This window comes from Bacteroides ilei (assembly GCF_900128495.1).
Taxonomy (GTDB): domain Bacteria; phylum Bacteroidota; class Bacteroidia; order Bacteroidales; family Bacteroidaceae; genus Phocaeicola; species Phocaeicola ilei.
Genome location: NZ_LT635801.1, coordinates 1,521,574 through 1,540,179, shown reverse-complemented (window position 1 = coordinate 1,540,179; position 18,606 = coordinate 1,521,574). Strand labels below are relative to the sequence as shown.

Genomic DNA, 18,606 nt, shown 5'->3' with positions numbered 1-18,606 from the left:
GTTTCAAAACAAAAAACAATCATTATGGGCTTTATCCAAATCATATTATTCATCATCATCGCTGTAGTACTGGCCGGCCTGCTGCTGGCCGTAGCGGTCATACGGAACATCTACAGAATGACAGGACGCATCTTCGGGAAAAAAACCGGAGGCCGGCAATCGGCCCGCCAGGAATTCCGGAACGGAAATTCCGGCCATGCGGCAGGACAGAACACGACCGGTTCCCCAAAGTCCAACCGGAAAAAGGTATTCGATGACGATGAAGGGGAATACGTTGACTTTGAAGAAATCAAATGAGCGGGAACCGTGGGCACGGACACCTTGACATCATCAAGACCGGACCTTGAAATTTTCATGCAAAGAACCTGACGTTTTAATGGAAAGAACTTGAACTTTTCGGGAAAAGAACCTGATGTTTCCGGAGAAGATCAAGTTCTTTTTTTATCGCTTGCTTTTAAAGAAATCTTTCATCAACTGAGCGCACTCTTCGGCCAGTACACCCTGCACGACCTCCGTCTTCGGATGCAGGGCTTCCGGAGCATATTTCCGGTATCCTCTCTTTTCGTCGGACGCCCCGAATACCAGTCTCCCGGTCTGGGCCCAGGCAATGGCACCCGCACACATCACACACGGCTCCACCGTCACATAAAGCGTACATGTATTCAGGTATTTCCCCCCCAGGGCATTGGCAGCGGCCGTAATGGCCTGCATTTCGGCATGGGCTGTCACATCGGTCAGGGTTTCGGTGAGATTATGCGTACGGGCAATGATACGATCCCTGCAAACGACTACAGCTCCTACCGGAACTTCTCCTATTCCGGCCGCTTTCCGCGCTTCCTGCAGCGCCTGTTTCATGTAAAAGCTGTCATCTGCCATATCCGTCCATTTTATCTGCGCATATCGTGTTCATTGAACAAGGTAGGATAGTCATCCTCCATATTCTGATGAATAAAGGCCAATACCGTTTCACGAAGCCAGCGCGCCTTGTTCTTGATCTGATATTTCTCCAGATATCTGTCCACAATCTGCACTTCTTCGTCGCTCATCAGGCAAACCATCCGCCGTTTGCGGGGCGGCACCGATGACGGCACTTTCTTTCTTTTCTTCCCATTATTCATCATGATTGTGCAAATTTAATGCAGTTCACTTAAATTCAAAATATAAAAATGCGTATTTTTGCAGAAAACTGTCTATGGCGGCACATAACGAACTGGGAAAAGAAGGCGAAGACCTTGCGGCACTCCACCTCATGGAAAAAGGGTACCGGATACGGCACCGCAACTGGAGGTCGGGGAAAAAGGAAATTGACATTGTTGCCGAAAAAGACGGGGAGCTGGTCATCGTAGAGGTCAAAACCCGCGGCAATGAAAATTTCGGGCGTCCGGAAGATGCCGTCGGCGACCGTAAGATCCGGAACATCGTCGCCTCGACCGACGCATACCTCCGCAAGTTCGGGATAGACCTGCCGGTGAGGTTCGACATCATTACAGTCACAGGCAGAAAGCCACCCTTCGGCATAGAACACATAGAAGACGCGTTTCTGCCTCCCGTATGGTAAATACCCGACAGACAGAGGACCGTAAACACCATAAACAAAGACAATCGGAATGAACTACCCTACACCCATACGGCTGGAAGAAACCACTTCCACCAACAGTTACCTAGCCGAACTGTGCAACCGGCAGCATCCGGCCGAACTGACAAGCGTATATACAAGCTACCAAAGTGCAGGCCGGGGACAGAGAGGCAACAGCTGGGAATCGGAAGCCGGTGCGAACCTGCTTTTCAGTTTCGTGGTCTATCCGGATTTCCTCGAAGCCCGGAAACAGTTCCTGCTGTCGCAAGTTACAGCACTAGCATTACAGGAAGTGCTTTCACAATATACTGCCGGCATTACCATCAAATGGCCGAACGACATCTACTGGGAAGACAAGAAACTGTGCGGGACCCTCATCGAAAACGACCTGACGGGTACCTGTATCAGCCGTTCCATTTCGGGAACAGGCGTAAACCTTAACCAGCAGCATTTCATAAGTGACGCCCCTAACCCTGTCTCACTTTTCCAGATTACCGGAAAGACATACCACCCGACAGATATCCTGCACCGGATCATGGAAAAGGTGTCGGTTTACTATGCACAACTGCAGGCCGGACAGACCGACGGAATCACCGGCCTTTACAAACAGGCACTCTACCGGAAAGAAGGGTTCCATACCTACCGAGATGCGAGCGGCATATTCAAGGCTTGCATATGCGACATAGAACCCAGCGGCAAACTGATACTGGAAGATGAAAACGGGACACGCCGGGAATATATGTTCAAGGAAGTGGAATACATACTGTAACACTCAAAGTATATGACCTTTAAAACATACACGATCTCGCCTACCAGCAGACACATTCTGGATATTGCCATACCTTCCATCATATCGAACATTACCGTCCCGCTGTTGGGACTGGTAGATGTAAGTATTGTCGGTCACCTGGGAGCCACCTCCTACATAGGCGCCATAGCCATAGGAGGAATGTTGTTCAGCATGATCTACTGGATATTCGGGTTCCTGCGCATGGGGACAAGCGGACTGACCGCCCAAGCCTTCGGACAGGACAATAGACAGGAAATGATCCATATCCTGCTACGCTCCCTTGCCATCAGCCTGCTGATTTCCTTTGTGCTCATCGTACTGCAGTACCCCATCCGACTGGCCGCCTTCCGTATCATCGACACCAGCCGGGAGGTACAGGAGCTGGCAAGCCTCTATTTCCATATCTGTATCTGGGGAGCTCCTGCCGTACTGGGACTCTACAGCTTTTCCGGCTGGTTTATCGGCATGCAGAATTCCCGCTTCCCTATGTTCATAGCCATAACCCAGAACATCGTCAACATAGCCGCCAGCCTGTTCTTCGTATTCGGGCTCGACATGAAAGTGGCCGGTGTAGCTCTGGGCACGCTGACCGCCCAATACGCCGGTCTGCTGATGGCGTACATACTCTGGCTGAAACATTACAGTCCGTTACGCTCCAGCATCCGGAAGAGAGTCATATTCGGGAAAGATTCCATGAAACGTTTCTTCTTGGTGAACCGCGACATTTTCTTGCGTACACTGTGCCTGGTGGCGGTAACCGTATTCTTCACCTCCACAGGAGCCGCCTACGGCGACGTTATCCTGGCTGTCAACACCCTCCTGATGCAGCTGTTCACCCTGTTTTCCTACATCATGGACGGATTCGCCTATGCCGGAGAGGCACTGGCCGGCAAATCGTTCGGTGCCGGAAACATGAATGAGCTGAAAAAGACTGTCAGACACCTCTTCGGATGGGGAATCGGCTTATCGGTTGTATTCACCCTGCTTTACGGAACAGGCGGCAAAGGATTCCTGGGACTGCTCACCAACGACACAGCCGTCATCGAGGCATCCGGAGACTACATATACTGGATCCTGCTGATTCCTGCCGCCGGATTCTCCGCCTTTCTGTATGACGGCATATGCATCGGAATGACAGCCACCCACATCATGCTGCGGGCCATGGTGATAGCCGCCGCCAGCTTCTTCCTCCTTTACTACGGCCTGCAGCACTGCTGGGGCAACCACGCATTGTGGCTCGCATTCCTTACTTACCTGGCCCTACGGGGTGTGATGCAAGGAATCTTCATACGGCCGTTCCTGAAACGGCTGTATCCCGTATCGCCGCAATAGCTTACACCGGCTGTCTCGGGAGTTTCGAAATATCTGACATTATTCCCTCCAAAATCATTCGTATTTGAACCAGTTTAAGTATCTTTGTTCCAAACAATAAAATATTCTGGAAAGTATGGCAAAATTTAAACGTATCCTGTTAAAGCTCAGTGGAGAAAGTCTGATGGGCGAAAAAAAATACGGTATCGATGAAAAACGCCTCGGCGAGTATGCACAGCAAATCAAGGAAATCCATGATATGGGTGTCCAGATCGGAATCGTAATCGGCGGCGGAAACATCTTCCGCGGACTGAGTGGCGCCGGAAAAGGATTCGACCGGGTAAAAGGCGACCAGATGGGTATGCTGGCAACGGTTATCAACAGCCTGGGATTAAGCTCTGCCCTGGTAGCGGCAGGCGTAAAGGCACGGGTCCTGACAGCTATCCGCATGGAACCTATCGGCGAATTCTATACGAAATGGAAAGCCATTGAAGCCATGGAAAACGGTGAAGTGGTCATCATGTCGGCTGGAACCGGAAATCCGTTCTTTACAACCGATACCGGTTCTTCCCTGAGAGGCATCGAGATAGAAGCCGATGTCATGCTGAAAGGTACCCGCGTGGACGGAATCTATACCGCCGACCCGGAAAAAGACCCGACGGCTACGAAATTCGATGACATAACCTACGATGAGGTTCTGGCAAGGGGCCTGAAAGTAATGGACCTGACAGCAACCTGCATGTGCAAGGAAAACAACCTTCCGATCATCGTATTCGACATGGATACCGTAGGCAACCTGAAGAAAGTGATGTCCGGCGAGAAGATCGGGACTTTAGTCCACAACTGACCGACCGGTTCCTGATACATTCCGGCGGGTGGAGTCCAAGACTTCACCCGCCGCCTTTTTGTAGAGGAGTCCTCTTTTTTTCCACCGGTTTACATACCAGATGCATATCAACAGTGATACCATTGTAGAAAGCGGAGGAGCAAATCCCATCCAGAAAAGTGAAGTGGGGTCAATATGGCTGAAAATCCATGACAGTGGGATTCTGAACAGGAAAGTCGCAATCAGACTGTGTACCATCGGAAAGAGTGAGTTCCCCTGTCCGCTGAAATAGGAATTGAAGCAGAATACAAAGCTCACCATGATGCAGTCAAGGCTATAACCGTGCAGATATCCCGACGCCATCGCTATCACGGAGGCATCATGTGTGAAGATTCCCACCAGTGTTCCGGGTAGAAACTGGGAATAGATACAGAAAGACACACCGAAAAACAGGGCCATGACAATTCCCGACTGCAGGCAGCGCTCCACCCTTGCTGTCAGGCCCGCCCCGTAATTCTGTGCGGTCATGGCTGCAACGGCCGAAGAGATGGCTACCGGAGGAAGCATGGCAAATATGATAAGCTTCTCTACGACCCCGAGCGCCGCGGAAGCGATGACTCCCATCCCGTTTACAATGACCGTAATAAGCAGGAAAGAGATATTTATCAATGCATCCTGAAGGGCAAGCGGAGCTCCCAGAATGATAATCCGCCTTGAAAGGACCTTGTCCAGACGGATGTTACGGCGGGTAAACTCAAAGTCGAATCCTTTCCGGTAGAAATACCACAGAGCAACGACAAAGCTGATACCCTGAGAAGAGACTGTAGCCACAGCCGCCCCTGCCGCTCTCATGTGCAGACCACCTACCAGAACGAAATCGAGCACTATATTAATTATGCATGCCAATGCTACAAAGTACAGCGGCGTACGTGAATCGCCCAGGCCGCGCATGATGCCAAAGACTACGTTGTACCCGATCATGAAAGGTATACCCAGCGAACAGATCAGCAGATAATGCTCCGTATCACGCACCGCTTCCGCCGGAGTATGCATGACGGACGTCACAGCTTGATGGAAAAAGGCCATCAGCAACGTCAGCACAGCACCGATAATGACAAACAGCCATACCGACGAACCGATTATGGAGGCAGCCTCCCTGTTGTTACGTGCTCCTGTAGCTATCCCGATAAGCACGGTAATACCTGTAGTCAGTCCCAAGATAATTCCCGTAACCGTCTGGAGCACCTGGCTGCCGATGGCTACACCGGCCACACTCGCCGCGTCATCAAACTGGCCTACGACAAACAGATCGGCCCCTCCGTACAAGGCCTGCAACACATTGGCAAGCAAATAAGGGACTGCAAACTGAAGCAATGTCCTGGGTACACTACCTTGTGTCAGATCAAGTTCTTTCATACTGATTCAAATTTAGACAAAAAGCCGGATAAGAGACGGTTTTACCCAGTCATCTTATCCGGCTTCATGCCCTCCGATGAGGATTACAAAACTTACCTTTCCATTATGTCCCGCAAAGGTGGGACAAAGGTTTGACATATACAAATTTCAGGTAATCTTTCTTCAATACATGTACATATTACGGCAGCTGTTTCACACCAATGTCATATGTACCACCTCACAATTGTCCATGTGAGGAATGGAAGTCAGCCTGTCGGCAGGAATCCCTTCTATCTGTGCCCGCAACGAACGGTTGATCAAACCATGCGCCACTACCAGCAACCTTTTCCCCTGATAGTGCCGGCGGATATAGCCGATACATTTTCCGGCACGCTCATATAACATTTCTTTCGATTCGGCGTCGGCGGGAATCCTACTCCGGTCTACACTGTCCAGCGGAAGACCGGTCCAGCTTCCCCAGTCTATTTCACGAAGCAGCGGAGTCTTCTCCCACGGCAGATTTCTGGAAGCCATCGCCAGTCTGACCGTATCCACAACACGCTGCAGGTCACTGCTCAAAACGGCATCCAGCTCAATACCGGCCAAGCGCCGGCCCAACTCCACCGCCTGCCTTTTCCCTTCTTCCGTGAGATGGCCGGGCAGATGTCCCTGAAAAATCCGGGCAACATTCTCCTCCGTCTGTCCATGACGGGCTATATACAAATCAACCATACCTGCAAAAATCAGTTACAAGACCCTTCCATTAATCTTCCATCAACTTACGGTAACGTACCCGTTTCGGTTCCTGGTTGCCCATGCGCTTCATCTTGTTCTCTTCATATTCGGTATAGGAACCTTCAAAGAAGAACACTTCACTGTTACCTTCGAAAGCCAGGATATGCGTACAGATACGGTCAAGGAACCAACGGTCGTGACTGATCACTACCGCACATCCGGCAAAGTCTTCCAGACCTTCCTCCAGTGCACGGAGTGTATTTACGTCTATATCATTGGTAGGTTCGTCAAGCAGCAGCACATTCCCCTCTTCCTTCAGCGCCAGCGCCAGGTGAAGGCGGTTACGTTCACCGCCCGAAAGCATTCCGCACAGCTTTTCCTGATCGGAGCCTGAAAAATTGAAACGGCTCAAGTAAGCACGGGCATTCACGTCACGGTTCCCCATGCGGAGCAGGTCATTCCCTCCACTCACTACCTGATAGACAGTCTTGTTAGGATCAATGGCCTTATGCTGCTGGTCTACATAAGCTATCTTGACGGTTTCTCCTACTTCAAATTCACCTTTATCCACTTTTTCCAATCCCATGATCAAACGGAACAGCGTCGTTTTTCCTGCACCGTTAGGACCGATCACACCGACAATGCCGTTGGGAGGAAGCATGAAATTCAAGTCATCGAACAGCAGCTTATCACCGTATGCCTTCGCCACATGCTTTGCTTCAATAACCTTATTACCCAGACGCGGACCATTCGGAATAAAGATTTCCAGTTTCTCTTCCTTCTCCTTCACATCTTCATTCAACAGTTTGTCGTAAGAATTCAGACGAGCCTTTCCTTTAGCCTGACGAGCCTTCGGAGCCATACGTACCCATTCCAGCTCACGTTCCAATGTCTTGCGGCGCTTGCTGGCAACCTTCTCTTCCATTTCCATGCGCTTGGTCTTCTGCTCCAGCCAGCTTGAATAGTTACCCTTCCAAGGAATACCTTCGCCACGGTCGAGCTCCAGAATCCAGCCGGCCACATGGTCCAGAAAATAACGGTCGTGCGTTACGGCGATGACCGTACCTTCATATTGCTGCAAATGCTGCTCCAGCCAGTCGATGCTTTCGGCGTCCAGGTGGTTGGTAGGTTCATCGAGCAACAGAATATCCGGTTTCTGTAGCAATAGACGGCATAAGGCCACACGACGGCGTTCACCTCCCGACAGGTTCTTCACCAACTGGTCTTCGGGCGGACAACGCAACGCATCCATCGCACGCTCCAGCTTGCTGTCAATGTTCCACGCATCCGTTGCATCAATGATATCCTGCAGTTCGGCCTGACGGGCAAAAAGTGCATCCATCTTTTCAGGATCTTCATAATACTCGGGCAAACCGAACTTGTTATTGATTTCTTCATATTCGGCGAGTGTATCCACAACCTTCTGTACACCCTCCATAACAACCTCCTTCACAGTCTTGGTATCGTCCAGATGAGGTTCCTGTGCCAGATAACCTACCGAATATCCCGGTGAGAATACCACTTCTCCCTGGTAATTCTTCTCCAGGCCGGCAATAATCTTCATCAAAGTAGACTTACCGGCACCGTTCAATCCGATAATACCGATTTTGGCACCATAGAAAAAGGATAGGTAGATGTCTTTCAATACCTGTTTGTTGTTCTGGAATGACTTGCTCACTCCGACCATTGAAAAGATAATTTTTTTATCGTCTGCCATATTCTTTCAAATGTTTAATGTTTTTTGTAATTCCTCGTAAAATAGCCGTGGATATATACCTGATAGAAAATAAAACCTCCCAGACAGATACACAAAGCTCCGGCATAGTCGCCCACGGTTACCGGCGGCAAAGCTCCTTTACCCAAAAAGAAACCTGCCACAATTCCTAAAATCCAGAGCAACTGGAACGTATGGTAACCACTCCCCCGCTCACAATGCAGGGGTAGCAGAATCATCATGCGCAGAAACTGGCCGATAGAGAATCCACAACCCACACCGATCAGTATTCCACCTACATACAAGGGAATACCCTGCTCCGACTTCATCAGGGCAACCAGTCCCAAAGCGGTCAGAAGCTGGCCGATCAAGATCTGTAACCGCCCATGCATCGGACGCCGGAAAATCTCACGGACAAGCAGATACACAATAAAGCCCGCTCCTATGCAAAGATAGAAAAAAGTATCGGTTACCGATGAAAAAAGGAAGCCTAAAACCAAGGGAACCGCCATCATATTAATACCTGGCAGCAACGTACGGAACAGGAAAAAACGGTCGAAGGAACAAAGCGGTACATCCAATGGAGCCCTGAAACAGACATGTACAGACAAGACCAGCAGAATGGCGGCAGCACAAAAGACAGACGACAGGTAAAGTGTCTGGTCAAAAGTAAGCAGTCCGCTTCTGTGTGTCCCCACAACCAGTCCTGCCACCAGTCCCAAAATCCCCGACCATGTAAAGACCCGGTTGGCCGAATCACGGTGGTTGCTCGGTGTGACGTCAATAGCCAAGGTACTGCCTGTCACCATCAGTGAAACGGCAAACAGCCCCCCTTGCAGGATCCTCAATACCACTACCATCCATAATCCGGATACATACGGATACAGTAAAGACAGCAAAGCCAACAGAAGTATACTCCTGGTACACACATGCTTGCGGCTGAATGCATCGACCAGATAATTGTTAAACGGCCCCGGAAGAAACATGGCGGCACCAAAAATGACAGAAACCAACGCCGCCTGGGAATCAGTACATCCCTTATCCGTTACCATCCAGTCATGAAGCAACGGGAACAGCATGAACACGGCTACGAAAAGAAGGAAATTTGCTGCAATCAATAAAGTAAAATTTTTATTCCACAGCATAAAACAGTTATTCTAGCTAAATTATTGTATCTAAATCATAATAGTGACAAAGAACATGGACCGGTCCACACAGACCCTTCGCATATTCATCGCCACTACCCCATATCATCGGAATTCCCGTTCTTCAAGAAATACAGGAACCCATTTTCTACATGTCTGTCTACAATCAATATTGTTCTTTCTCGTTCGGGAAATCGGACGACTTCACATCCGTCACATACTGCCCGATAGCATCGGTCATGATGGTGTGCAGGTCGGCATAACGGCGTAAGAAACGGGGACTGAATCCCTTGCTCATTCCCAGCATATCCGCAACGACCAGAACCTGTCCGTCGACAGCTCCACCAGCTCCGATACCGATTACCGGAATCTTCAGTTCCCGAGCCACACGTCCGGCCAAATCTGCCGGGATCTTTTCCAGTACCAGCGAAAAACATCCGGCTTCCTCCAGCAGATGAGCGTCACGCAGTAGCTTTTCCGCCTCCCTATCTTCTTTGGCGCGTACACCATATGTACCATACTTGTTGATAGACTGAGGCATCAGGCCCAGATGTCCCATTACAGGTATTCCGGCCCCGATAATTTTGTGTATCGTCTCGATGACCTCTTCGCCACCTTCCAGCTTCAATGCGTCGGCTCCGGTTTCCTTCATCATGCGGATGGCATTGCACACACCGTCAAACGGAGCGGCCTGATAAGAACCGAAAGGCATGTCTACCACCACCAGCGCACGTTTTACGCCACGCATCACGGAACGCCCGTGATAAATCATCTGGTCAATGGTAATCGGTAAAGTGGTAACATTACCGGCCATTACATTCGATGCCGAATCACCTACCAGAATCACATCTACCCCGGCCCCGTCCACAATCTGGGCCATCGTATAGTCATAAGAAGTAAGCATTGAAATCTTCTCACCCCTTTCCTTCATTTCAACCAGGCGGTGAGTAGTCACCTTACGTGTATCACTCGACAAATATCCTGCCATAATACTTCAATCAATTAAAAAACTCGGCAAAGTTAGCAGATTTCAGGAAGTTAAGCAAGCAGCGAGCACATCTTTTCATAACCGAAATCCGTAAAATCGGAAATAACCGCCTTACATTTATCCTGTATGGCTTCCTTCGGGTTTGTCGTACACAATCCTACAACCGTCATGCCTGCGGCATTCCCGGCTTCAAGGCCATGGAACGAATCCTCAAACACAACACAGTTGGCCGGTACTGTTCCAAACACTTCGGCACCCAGCAGGAAACAGTCGGGAGCCGGTTTAGAACGTGTAAACATTTCGGCAGTCAGAATACGATCCACCAGCTCCTTCAGTTCCGGATGTGCCTTATAGACATTGGCCATCTTCAAATCGTTCGAACTTGTCACAATGGCTATCTTCACGTCATGGGCTCTCAACTCGCGCATGAATTCCACCACTCCGGGCACATATTCATAGACCATTTCGCTTTCAAAACGGTTCAGGTCGGCTGTAATCCGCTCCTGTTCTTCCTTCAGACCGGAAAAATACCTGTCATAGATCTGGGTCAATGTCATTCCCTTGATAATCCGTCCGAAACCGGATTCCCGACGGTATTTCTCACCTACCCCGTTCCAGAAAATACTATATTGAGATTCGGTATCCATCACCACTCCGTCAAAATCAAAAAGAGCGGCCAAACATTTAGTTTTATCCATTCTTATGGTGTTTAGTTTGATTTAACGCTGCAAAGTTCTAAAATATCAGTTGTTCTTCCTAACTTTGAAAAACAAAATTTCTTAAACTCCCATGAAAGAGAACAATCCTCATATCCTAGGAACCGCCCCCATTGGAAAATTGCTGCTCCAATACTCCATTCCGGCCATTGTAGGCATGACACTTACATCTCTTTACAACATCATCGACAGTATTTTCATCGGACATGGAGTGGGAGCCATGGCAATATCCGGACTGGCCATCACATTTCCGCTGATGAACCTCGTCGTCGCCTTCTGCACCCTGGTAGGTGTAGGCGGTGCCACCATATCTTCCATCCGCCTGGGACAGAAAGACCAGAAAGGAGCCGAATACATTCTGGGGAACGTAGCTATTCTCTGCATCATCAACGCCATCATTTTCGGAGGCCTCTCGCTCCTGTTCCTGAAACCGCTACTAATTTTCTTCGGCGCAACCGAAAACACATTGCCTTATGCATACGATTTCATGCAGGTCATTCTGCTAGGAACTCCCATATCGTATATCATGATAGGTCTGAACAACATCATGAGAGCTACCGGATATCCGAAAAAAGCCATGATGTCGTCACTGCTGACCGTAGGATGCAACCTTGTTTTCGCACCCATATTCATCTTCGTCTTTGAATGGGGAATCAGGGGAGCGGCACTGGCCACCCTTGTTTCACAGTTCTTCGGCATGATCTGGGTGTTGTACCACTTCAACAACCGGAAAAGTTTCGTCCACTTCAAACGTTCCTGTTTCAAACTGAAAAGACACATCATCCTTTCCGTATTCGGAATAGGCATGTCTCCTTTCGTCATGAACGTATGTGCCTGCTGTATCGTCATCTTCATCAACAACCGGCTTCTTTCCTACGGAGGTGACATGGCCATCGGAGCATTCGGCATACTCAACCGCATCCAGATGCTGTTCGTCATGATTGTGATGGGCATAACCATGGGGATGCAGCCCATTTCGGGATACAATTACGGAGCACACCGGTATGACCGGGTAATGCACAACCTGAAGCTGGGAATCATTGCCGCCTGCAGCATAACCACCGTCGGATTTCTGGCCAGCGAACTTTTCCCAAATATCTTTGTCGGTATGTTCACGACCAATGCGGAACTTACCTCCGAAGCAAGTACGGCACTCCGGATAGGAGTCCTTTCCTTCCCCGTCATCGGAGCTCAGATCGTAATCACCCAATTTTTCCAGTCGATCGGAAAAGCCAGGATCTCCATCTTCCTGTCACTATCCCGACAATTGCTGTTCCTGCTTCCCTGCCTGGCCTTCCTGCCTCCATTATGGGGAGTGAACGGAGTGTGGGCCAGCATGTGCATTTCCGACATGATAGCCTTTATCACGGCTGTACTGATGCTGATATATCACTTCAGACATCTCCGTCAGCTGAACAACAGCATGACATTCAATACGGAAACGACAGCAGCGATGAAATAAAGCAGGAACGAACTCCAACGGGAATTGACATACTGCCCCATAACCTTTCTGGAAGAAGTAAGTCCCACCTGCAGGAACACAGTAAACGGCAACTGGACACTCAAGGCCATCTGGGATATGAGAAGTCCCTGGAAAGGATCACTGATAAACAGAATAATGACCAGAGCCACTCCCAAAGAAATCAGAATCCCCAGCTTGGAATGGATATCCTTGATATGGTAGCTTTCACCGAACATACCGGCAAAGATGGAACCGGCTGCCATACCGCTTGTAACCGTTGATGATATACCTGCCATCAGAAGAGCCAGTGCAAAGACAAGTCCGGCACCGTTCCCTAAAAGCGGATCAAGCAAAGACTTTGCCTGCTGGAGCTCCTCCACCGGGGTGCCTCCGGCAAAAAAAGCCGTTGCCGCCAGAAGTATCATGGCACTGTTGATGGCCCATCCCACTCCCATTGAAAACAAGGTGTCATAAAACTCGTATTTCAAACGCCGTCTGACAGACACTTCATCACCTTTATTATATTCGCGGCTCTGGACTACCTCCGAATGTAGGAACAGGTTGTGTGGCATCACCACTGCCCCCAGCACACTCATGATGATAAGCATGCTGCCTTCGGGTACAGAAGGAACAACCCAGGCATACGCTGCTTCGGGCCAATCGATATCTACCAGAAACAATTCATACAGAAAGGAAAGCCCGATGACCGAAACAAACGTAATGACCGCCCTTTCAATCCGTTTATAGGAATTGGTGAAAAGCATGACAACCACCAGCACCGCTGTAAGTACGGCCCCCACTGCCACAGGAATGTCAAACAGCATTTCCAGAGCAATGGCTCCTCCCAGAATCTCGGCCAGGGATGTAGAGACCGAAGCCAGCACCGCACTGCCCAGAATGGGACGGGATATCCAGCGTGGCGCATATTTCGTTGCAGCCTCGCTCAGGCACAATCCGGTAACAATTCCCAGATGAGCCACATTATGCTGCAGGATAACCAACATGACTGTCGATAAAGTCACCACCCAAAGCAAGGCATAACCATAATCCGACCCGGCTGCGAAATTCGAAGCCCAGTTTCCCGGGTCAATGAACCCCACAGTCACCAGCAGACCGGGACCTATATAGCGGAAGAAATCGATCCCTCCCAAATAACGGGGATGGTCCTTCCGTTTCAATTCCTTGATAATTTTCCACATAACCGTTAAAATTTAAAATCCAGCGTCAACTGGCGTTCGTCTGCCGATTTCTTCGGTTTGGGAAGAAGCAGCTTACGCACCCCCGCCGGGCCCAGATCAAGTATAGTCTTATCCGGCAGCTCATTACAGGTTATAAAATACTTCGCTTTCTTCACCACAGCCCCCATCTTTTTCAATTCATAGAAACCGATGCGCGAGAAACGACGTGAGGCGACAATCAATGCGGCCGAACGGGTCCCGATTCCCGGCACGCGCAGCAGCATCTCGTAATCGGCTGTATTGATATTGACGGGAAACACCTCGGGATGACGCAGGGCCCAGGCCAGCTTGGGGTCGACCTCCAGATCCAGATCGGGATGGGCGTCATCGACCAGTTCATCAACCTTAAACTGATAGAAACGCAGCAGCCAGTCGGCCTGATACAGACGGTTTTCACGCACCAGAGGCGGCTGCTTCAGTGCCGGCAGACGTTTGTCGTATGTATTGACCGAAATGTATCCCGAATAATAGACACGCTTCATGGTAGGGCTCCGGTAAAGTGCCGACGACACGTTGAGAATATCCTTGTCGTTCTCGGGAGTCGCCCCCACTATCATCTGGGTGCTTTGTCCGGCCGGAGCGAAGCGAGGCGCACGGCGGTAATGCTTCCGTTCTTCCGCGCTCTCCAGTACCCCCTGCTGGATATATTTCATCGGGAGATATACGCTCTTATGGTCTTTATCGGGAGCCAGCCTTTTCAGGTTCTCTTCCGTAGGAATTTCCAGATTCACACTCATACGGTCGGCATAAAGTCCCGCCTGGCGTACCAGTTCTTCACTGGCCCCGGGAATACTTTTCAGATGGATATACCCGTTGAAACGATGCCGTTCACGCAGATCCTTTGCCACACGTACCAGCCGTTCCATCGTATAGTCCGGATTACGCACTACCCCCGAACTGAGGAAAAGACCCTCGATATAGTTACGCCGGTAAAATTCCATCGTAAGTTCCACCAGTTCTGTAACCGAAAAGGTCGCACGGGGAATATCATTGCTGATCCGGTTGATACAATACGCACAGTCGTATATGCAATAATTGGTAAGCATGATTTTCAGCAAAGAAATACAGCGTCCGTCTTCAGCAAAGCTGTGACAGATACCCCATCCACCCACCGTATTGCCTACACCGCCTTTCTGATTACGGCGTACCGTACCGCTGGACGCACAGGAAACGTCGTATTTGGCCGACTCGGCCAGAATCTTCAATTTCTGTATCACCTGCTCATTCATGAAATTACTTTTTTGTAATGATTACAAACCCAAAGATAAAGAGAGTTCCGTTCTCCAGCAAATCTTTCTGAAATTTATTGTAATTTTGCGCCGGAATTCAGTATGTGGACCGGTTTTGCGGTTTCCGGACTCCGGACGCTGCTGTAAATACATCGATATTAAAGTTTGAAAGATCTATGTGGTTACTATTAGCTTTCTGCTCGGCAGCGCTGCTGGGCTTCTATGACGTATTCAAGAAAAAATCCCTGAACAACAATGCCGTATTGCCGGTTCTGGCACTGAACACATTATTCTCCAGCCTCATCTTCATCCCGTTCATCCTGATTTCTCACTTCAGACCGGATATGTTGCAAGGCACTATCTTTTTCGTTCCCGACAGTCTGGACTGGCAGACACACAAATTCATTATTCTGAAATCGGTCATCGTACTTTCTTCATGGACCTTCGGATACTTCGGGATGAAAAACCTGCCGCTGACCATTGTCGGCCCTATCAACGCTACACGTCCCGTAATGACCCTGGTAGGGGCCCTGCTGATTTTCGGTGAACGGCTGAACCTGTACCAATGGATAGGTGTGATTATGGCTGTCATCTCATTCTTCATGCTGAGCCGTTCGGGGAAGAAGGAAGGAATCGATTTCAAACACAACCACTGGATATGGTTTGTCGTGCTGGCCGCTCTTCTGGGAGCCGTAAGCGGACTTTACGACAAATACCTGATGGGACGGTTCAACAACATGGTAGTACAGTCATGGTACAACATCTACCAGCTGTTCATGATGGGCGGTGTAGTGATGTTCTTGTGGTGGCCCAAACGGAAAACTACCACTCCCTTCCACTGGGACTGGTGCATCATACTGATTTCCGTATTCTTGTCGGCTGCCGACTTCGTATATTTCTACGCCCTAGGCATGGACGATTCCATGATTTCCATCGTATCCATGGTACGCCGAAGCAGTGTAGTGGTATCTTTCCTGTTCGGAGCCATGGTATTCCATGAAAAGAACCTCAGAAGCAAGGTAATCGACCTTCTGCTGGTCCTTATCGGTATGTTCTTCCTCTATCTGGGAACACGCTGATCCGAGACACGGACTGGATAAAAAACGCTTTCATCTTTTGGAAAAACGTCTTCATCTTTCACCCGAAAGAACTTCATTTTTTATCCAAAACGCCTTTATCTTTCAATAAAAAGAACCTTATGTTATGGCACAAATGCCATAGCATCTTTAATTTAACATTGCATGTACCTTTAAAACCATGCTACATCCTTGCGGTTAACATAAGAAAAGGTGAACCGGAATAACTCCGGTCCACCTTTTTCCTGTCTATAACCTTCTATGTAATTAATCTTATCAATTATTCTGTGAAAGATCTACGGCATAATTGGCACGTTTGCCAGACGGATAGACACCGGTCATGAACAATACCTGATCAGGAGACTGTGAAGCGGCTTTCAATACATCTTCCAGATCCTGTACGGTCTTCAGCTGTTTGCCGTTCGCCTTCAGAATAATGAATCCCTTACGTATACCGCTTTCAGCCATACGACCGTCGGAAACACCTGTCACTTCTACACCATAACCCAGATTCAACTGCTTCTTCAGCTCATTCGGGACAGGACGGAAGGCTGCACCCAGTATTTCCATGTCGGCATTCTTGACTACCTTGGTATTACCTTGTGCGTTCTTCAACGTCAAAGTGAATGTCTTTTCCTTCTTGTCACGCCAAACTTTAATTGTCACCTTATCGCCCGGACGGAACTTAGCCAACGCTCCTTGCAGTTCGGCCATCGTCTTGATAGGTTTGCCGTTCAATGCAGTAATGACATCGTTCTTTTCCAGAATACCCTGAGCCGAACCTCCGTCGGTCACTTCGACAACCTGTACACCTTCATTGATGCCCAGTGTCTTCTGCTCCTTCAGGATTTCTTCCGGATACATATCATTACCCATATCACGTCCGGCTATACCTAACAGGGCACGCTGTACGGTACCATACTGTTTCAGGTCGGTTACCACTTTTGTCATGATACTTGTCGGAATGGCGAATCCATAGCCCGAATAGGTTCCTGTAGGTGAATACAGCATGGCATTGATACCCACCAGTTCACCTTTGGCATTAACCAGCGCACCACCACTGTTACCCCTGTTGATGGCAGCATCGGTCTGTATGAAAGATTCTACACCGTTGGCACCCAGTCCACGTGATTTCGCACTCACGATACCGGCTGTTACCGTAGATCCCAGATTAAACGGGTTACCGACAGCCAATACCCATTCTCCCACTTTCAACCGGTCGGAATCACCCACCGGAATAGCCGGAAAATCATCACCTTCAATCTTGATCAGAGCCAGGTCGGTCGTCGGGTCAGTACCTATAATACGTCCTTTCATTTCACGGCCGTCATGCAGCTTGACCGTCAGCTCGTCGGCACCGTCCACCACATGGTTGTTGGTAACCACATAACCGTCTTTCGAGATGATGACTCCTGAACCCATACCTCTCTGTTCCGGAGTCTGCACCTGCTGTTCACGGCCGCGGCCGTCACCGAAAAAGAAATCGAAAATATCCGGCTGTTGCTGGATAGTCTGTACCTTACTATGCTGTACGGCTGTAATACGTACCACTGAACTCAATGAGCTTTCAGCCGCTTTCGTCAGATCAACCGGCTGCATGCTTGAAGCATCCAGCGCTGCATAAGACATATTGTCGGCAGTATCAAAAGCCTCATTAAACGAAGTATTCTTATCCTGCTTAGACTGCATCAGGGAATATGTAGTAACTCCCGAAACTCCTGCACTCACAGCGACCAATGCTGCTGTGCCTAGCGCTATTTTACTTACCTTTTTCATAATCTTATTCCTTGATAATTGTTAATTTCAATATTTGTTTAACATTTCATTTGCTAAATTAGAACAAAATCCATACGATTGTACAACATTCCTCCTCTTTTTTCCCTCTTTTAACATAGAATTATATCACATTAACCGCAGTTAACTGGAGAATATAGCATTTTTGCATTCATTATTAGTTACTGACAGACGACCGACGGATATATTTGTCAGAAATATGACGAAATTTCAGTATAATTCTATAACTTTGCCCACAGAAAAGCAGTCGGTCGGTTTGTCGCTGGTACAGAATGTACAAGAGGAAAGTCCGGGCAACGCAGAGCATCCTACTTCCTAACGGAAAGCTGTCTGCGAAGGCAGAGTAATGCAGAAGAAAACAACCGCAGTCTCCAGTGGACTGTAAGGGTGAGAAGGCGGGGTAAGAGCCCACCAGCCGTGTAGCGATATGCGGGCTGTGCATCTTAGGAGTTGTAAGGTCATGTAAACCGGCATTAACGAGGGTTGCTCGCCCCACGTCGGAGGGTAGACCGCTAGAGCCTTTCGGCAACGACTGGCGTAGATAAATGACAAACGCCTTAATTTATTAAGGAACAGAACCCGGCTTACAGACCGGCTGCTTTTTTATACCA

At 49.1% G+C, this 18,606-nt stretch carries 18 protein-coding genes and 1 other RNA gene; 8 read left to right on the top strand and 11 right to left on the bottom strand.

All coding sequences use genetic code 11. The features are described from left to right. Positions 1 to 24 precede the first annotated feature (24 nt). Positions 25 to 297 (top strand): DUF4834 family protein, encoded by a 273-nt coding sequence (locus BQ7489_RS06655; RefSeq protein ID WP_162617782.1) that lies wholly within the window; start codon positions 25 to 27, stop codon positions 295 to 297. A 144-nt stretch (positions 298 to 441) separates the two neighbouring features. Here the strand turns inward: BQ7489_RS06655 and BQ7489_RS06650 are convergent, their stop codons facing one another. Both BQ7489_RS06650 and BQ7489_RS06645 read right to left on the bottom strand, forming a co-directional pair. Continuing rightward, the gene (locus BQ7489_RS06650) at positions 442 to 876 is read right to left on the bottom strand and encodes a nucleoside deaminase (protein WP_072530376.1); all 435 of its coding nucleotides are present in this window, start codon (positions 874 to 876) and stop codon (positions 442 to 444) included. A gap of 11 nt (positions 877 to 887) precedes the next feature. Next, positions 888 to 1,121 (bottom strand): hypothetical protein, encoded by a 234-nt coding sequence (locus BQ7489_RS06645; RefSeq protein WP_072530375.1) that lies wholly within the window; start codon positions 1,119 to 1,121, stop codon positions 888 to 890. 71 nt (positions 1,122 to 1,192) lie between these two features. On the opposite strand from BQ7489_RS06645, the gene BQ7489_RS06640 reads away from it, so the two are divergent. From BQ7489_RS06640 to pyrH, 4 genes are all read left to right on the top strand, one after another. Next, entirely contained in the window at positions 1,193 to 1,558 is a 366-nt protein-coding gene (locus BQ7489_RS06640; protein ID WP_072530374.1) for a YraN family protein, read from the top strand. A 49-nt stretch (positions 1,559 to 1,607) separates the two neighbouring features. Continuing rightward, positions 1,608 to 2,345 carry a biotin--[acetyl-CoA-carboxylase] ligase gene (locus BQ7489_RS06635; protein ID WP_072530373.1) on the top strand — a complete coding sequence of 246 codons (738 nt, stop codon included), beginning with the start codon at positions 1,608 to 1,610 and terminating at the stop codon, positions 2,343 to 2,345. A 12-nt stretch (positions 2,346 to 2,357) separates the two neighbouring features. Further along, positions 2,358 to 3,698, top strand: coding sequence for an MATE family efflux transporter (locus tag BQ7489_RS06630; protein ID WP_072530372.1), 1,341 nt, complete (start codon positions 2,358 to 2,360; stop codon positions 3,696 to 3,698). Positions 3,699 to 3,813: 115 nt separating this feature from the next. Further along, positions 3,814 to 4,524, top strand: a complete 711-nt coding sequence (gene pyrH, locus BQ7489_RS06625) for a UMP kinase (protein WP_072530371.1) — start codon at positions 3,814 to 3,816, stop codon at positions 4,522 to 4,524. Here pyrH and BQ7489_RS06620 read toward each other — a convergent pair. From BQ7489_RS06620 to BQ7489_RS06595, 6 genes are all read right to left on the bottom strand, one after another. Next, on the bottom strand, positions 4,510 to 5,919 hold the full coding sequence (locus tag BQ7489_RS06620; protein ID WP_083580475.1) for an MATE family efflux transporter: 1,410 nt from the start codon (positions 5,917 to 5,919) through the stop codon (positions 4,510 to 4,512). The genes pyrH and BQ7489_RS06620 overlap by 15 nt on opposite strands. 192 nt (positions 5,920 to 6,111) lie before the next feature. Further along, a complete protein-coding gene (locus tag BQ7489_RS06615; RefSeq protein WP_072530370.1) occupies positions 6,112 to 6,630 on the bottom strand; it encodes a histidine phosphatase family protein in 519 nt (172 codons plus the stop codon). Positions 6,631 to 6,661: 31 nt separating this feature from the next. Further along, a complete protein-coding gene (gene ettA, locus BQ7489_RS06610) occupies positions 6,662 to 8,350 on the bottom strand; it encodes an energy-dependent translational throttle protein EttA (protein WP_072530369.1) in 1,689 nt (562 codons plus the stop codon). A gap of 14 nt (positions 8,351 to 8,364) precedes the next feature. Next, positions 8,365 to 9,492: an MFS transporter gene (locus tag BQ7489_RS06605; RefSeq protein ID WP_072530368.1), complete on the bottom strand. Its 1,128-nt coding sequence runs from the start codon at positions 9,490 to 9,492 to the stop codon at positions 8,365 to 8,367. A gap of 166 nt (positions 9,493 to 9,658) precedes the next feature. Then, positions 9,659 to 10,480, bottom strand: coding sequence for a 3-methyl-2-oxobutanoate hydroxymethyltransferase (gene panB / locus BQ7489_RS06600; RefSeq protein WP_072530367.1), 822 nt, complete (start codon positions 10,478 to 10,480; stop codon positions 9,659 to 9,661). A 50-nt stretch (positions 10,481 to 10,530) separates the two neighbouring features. Beyond that, entirely contained in the window at positions 10,531 to 11,178 is a 648-nt protein-coding gene (locus BQ7489_RS06595; RefSeq protein ID WP_072530366.1) for an HAD family hydrolase, read from the bottom strand. A 91-nt stretch (positions 11,179 to 11,269) separates the two neighbouring features. Here BQ7489_RS06595 and BQ7489_RS06590 point away from each other — a divergent pair, with 91 nt between their 5' ends. Continuing rightward, on the top strand, positions 11,270 to 12,658 hold the full coding sequence (locus tag BQ7489_RS06590) for an MATE family efflux transporter (RefSeq protein ID WP_072530365.1): 1,389 nt from the start codon (positions 11,270 to 11,272) through the stop codon (positions 12,656 to 12,658). On the opposite strand, the gene BQ7489_RS06585 is transcribed toward BQ7489_RS06590, so the two are convergent. Next, entirely contained in the window at positions 12,604 to 13,857 is a 1,254-nt protein-coding gene (locus tag BQ7489_RS06585; protein ID WP_072530364.1) for an Nramp family divalent metal transporter, read from the bottom strand. The genes BQ7489_RS06590 and BQ7489_RS06585 overlap by 55 nt on opposite strands. 5 nt (positions 13,858 to 13,862) lie before the next feature. Next, complete coding sequence (locus BQ7489_RS06580; RefSeq protein ID WP_072530363.1) at positions 13,863 to 15,125, bottom strand: putative DNA modification/repair radical SAM protein; 1,263 nt, start codon at positions 15,123 to 15,125, stop codon at positions 13,863 to 13,865. Between the two features lie 176 nt (positions 15,126 to 15,301). Between BQ7489_RS06580 and BQ7489_RS06575 the strand changes: the two genes are divergently transcribed. After that, positions 15,302 to 16,204, top strand: coding sequence for a DMT family transporter (locus BQ7489_RS06575; RefSeq protein WP_072530362.1), 903 nt, complete (start codon positions 15,302 to 15,304; stop codon positions 16,202 to 16,204). 273 nt (positions 16,205 to 16,477) lie between these two features. Here the strand turns inward: BQ7489_RS06575 and BQ7489_RS06570 are convergent, their stop codons facing one another. Beyond that, positions 16,478 to 17,977, bottom strand: coding sequence for a Do family serine endopeptidase (locus BQ7489_RS06570; RefSeq protein ID WP_072530361.1), 1,500 nt, complete (start codon positions 17,975 to 17,977; stop codon positions 16,478 to 16,480). A 261-nt stretch (positions 17,978 to 18,238) separates the two neighbouring features. On the opposite strand from BQ7489_RS06570, the gene rnpB reads away from it, so the two are divergent. After that, positions 18,239 to 18,598, top strand: an RNA gene (gene rnpB / locus BQ7489_RS06565) — RNase P RNA component class A. Positions 18,599 to 18,606 lie beyond the last annotated feature (8 nt).

Excerpts from the sequence above, each read along its gene's own strand:
- BQ7489_RS06635 (WP_072530373.1), top strand. The coding sequence starts at position 1,608 with ATGAACTACCCTACACCCATACGGCTGGAAGAAACCACTTCCACCAAC.
- BQ7489_RS06620 (WP_083580475.1), bottom strand. The coding sequence starts at position 5,919 with ATGAAAGAACTTGATCTGACACAAGGTAGTGTACCCAGGACATTGCTT.
- BQ7489_RS06580 (WP_072530363.1), bottom strand. The coding sequence starts at position 15,125 with ATGAATGAGCAGGTGATACAGAAATTGAAGATTCTGGCCGAGTCGGCC.
- BQ7489_RS06595 (WP_072530366.1), bottom strand. The coding sequence starts at position 11,178 with ATGGATAAAACTAAATGTTTGGCCGCTCTTTTTGATTTTGACGGAGTG.
- BQ7489_RS06605 (WP_072530368.1), bottom strand. The coding sequence starts at position 9,492 with ATGCTGTGGAATAAAAATTTTACTTTATTGATTGCAGCAAATTTCCTT.
- BQ7489_RS06640 (WP_072530374.1), top strand. The coding sequence starts at position 1,193 with ATGGCGGCACATAACGAACTGGGAAAAGAAGGCGAAGACCTTGCGGCA.
- BQ7489_RS06645 (WP_072530375.1), bottom strand. The coding sequence starts at position 1,121 with ATGATGAATAATGGGAAGAAAAGAAAGAAAGTGCCGTCATCGGTGCCG.
- pyrH (WP_072530371.1), top strand. The coding sequence starts at position 3,814 with ATGGCAAAATTTAAACGTATCCTGTTAAAGCTCAGTGGAGAAAGTCTG.
- BQ7489_RS06585 (WP_072530364.1), bottom strand. The coding sequence starts at position 13,857 with ATGTGGAAAATTATCAAGGAATTGAAACGGAAGGACCATCCCCGTTAT.
- BQ7489_RS06590 (WP_072530365.1), top strand. The coding sequence starts at position 11,270 with ATGAAAGAGAACAATCCTCATATCCTAGGAACCGCCCCCATTGGAAAA.
- BQ7489_RS06570 (WP_072530361.1), bottom strand. The coding sequence starts at position 17,977 with ATGAAAAAGGTAAGTAAAATAGCGCTAGGCACAGCAGCATTGGTCGCT.
- ettA (WP_072530369.1), bottom strand. The coding sequence starts at position 8,350 with ATGGCAGACGATAAAAAAATTATCTTTTCAATGGTCGGAGTGAGCAAG.
- BQ7489_RS06650 (WP_072530376.1), bottom strand. The coding sequence starts at position 876 with ATGGCAGATGACAGCTTTTACATGAAACAGGCGCTGCAGGAAGCGCGG.
- BQ7489_RS06615 (WP_072530370.1), bottom strand. The coding sequence starts at position 6,630 with ATGGTTGATTTGTATATAGCCCGTCATGGACAGACGGAGGAGAATGTT.
- BQ7489_RS06655 (WP_162617782.1), top strand. The coding sequence starts at position 25 with ATGGGCTTTATCCAAATCATATTATTCATCATCATCGCTGTAGTACTG.
- panB (WP_072530367.1), bottom strand. The coding sequence starts at position 10,480 with ATGGCAGGATATTTGTCGAGTGATACACGTAAGGTGACTACTCACCGC.
- BQ7489_RS06575 (WP_072530362.1), top strand. The coding sequence starts at position 15,302 with ATGTGGTTACTATTAGCTTTCTGCTCGGCAGCGCTGCTGGGCTTCTAT.
- BQ7489_RS06630 (WP_072530372.1), top strand. The coding sequence starts at position 2,358 with ATGACCTTTAAAACATACACGATCTCGCCTACCAGCAGACACATTCTG.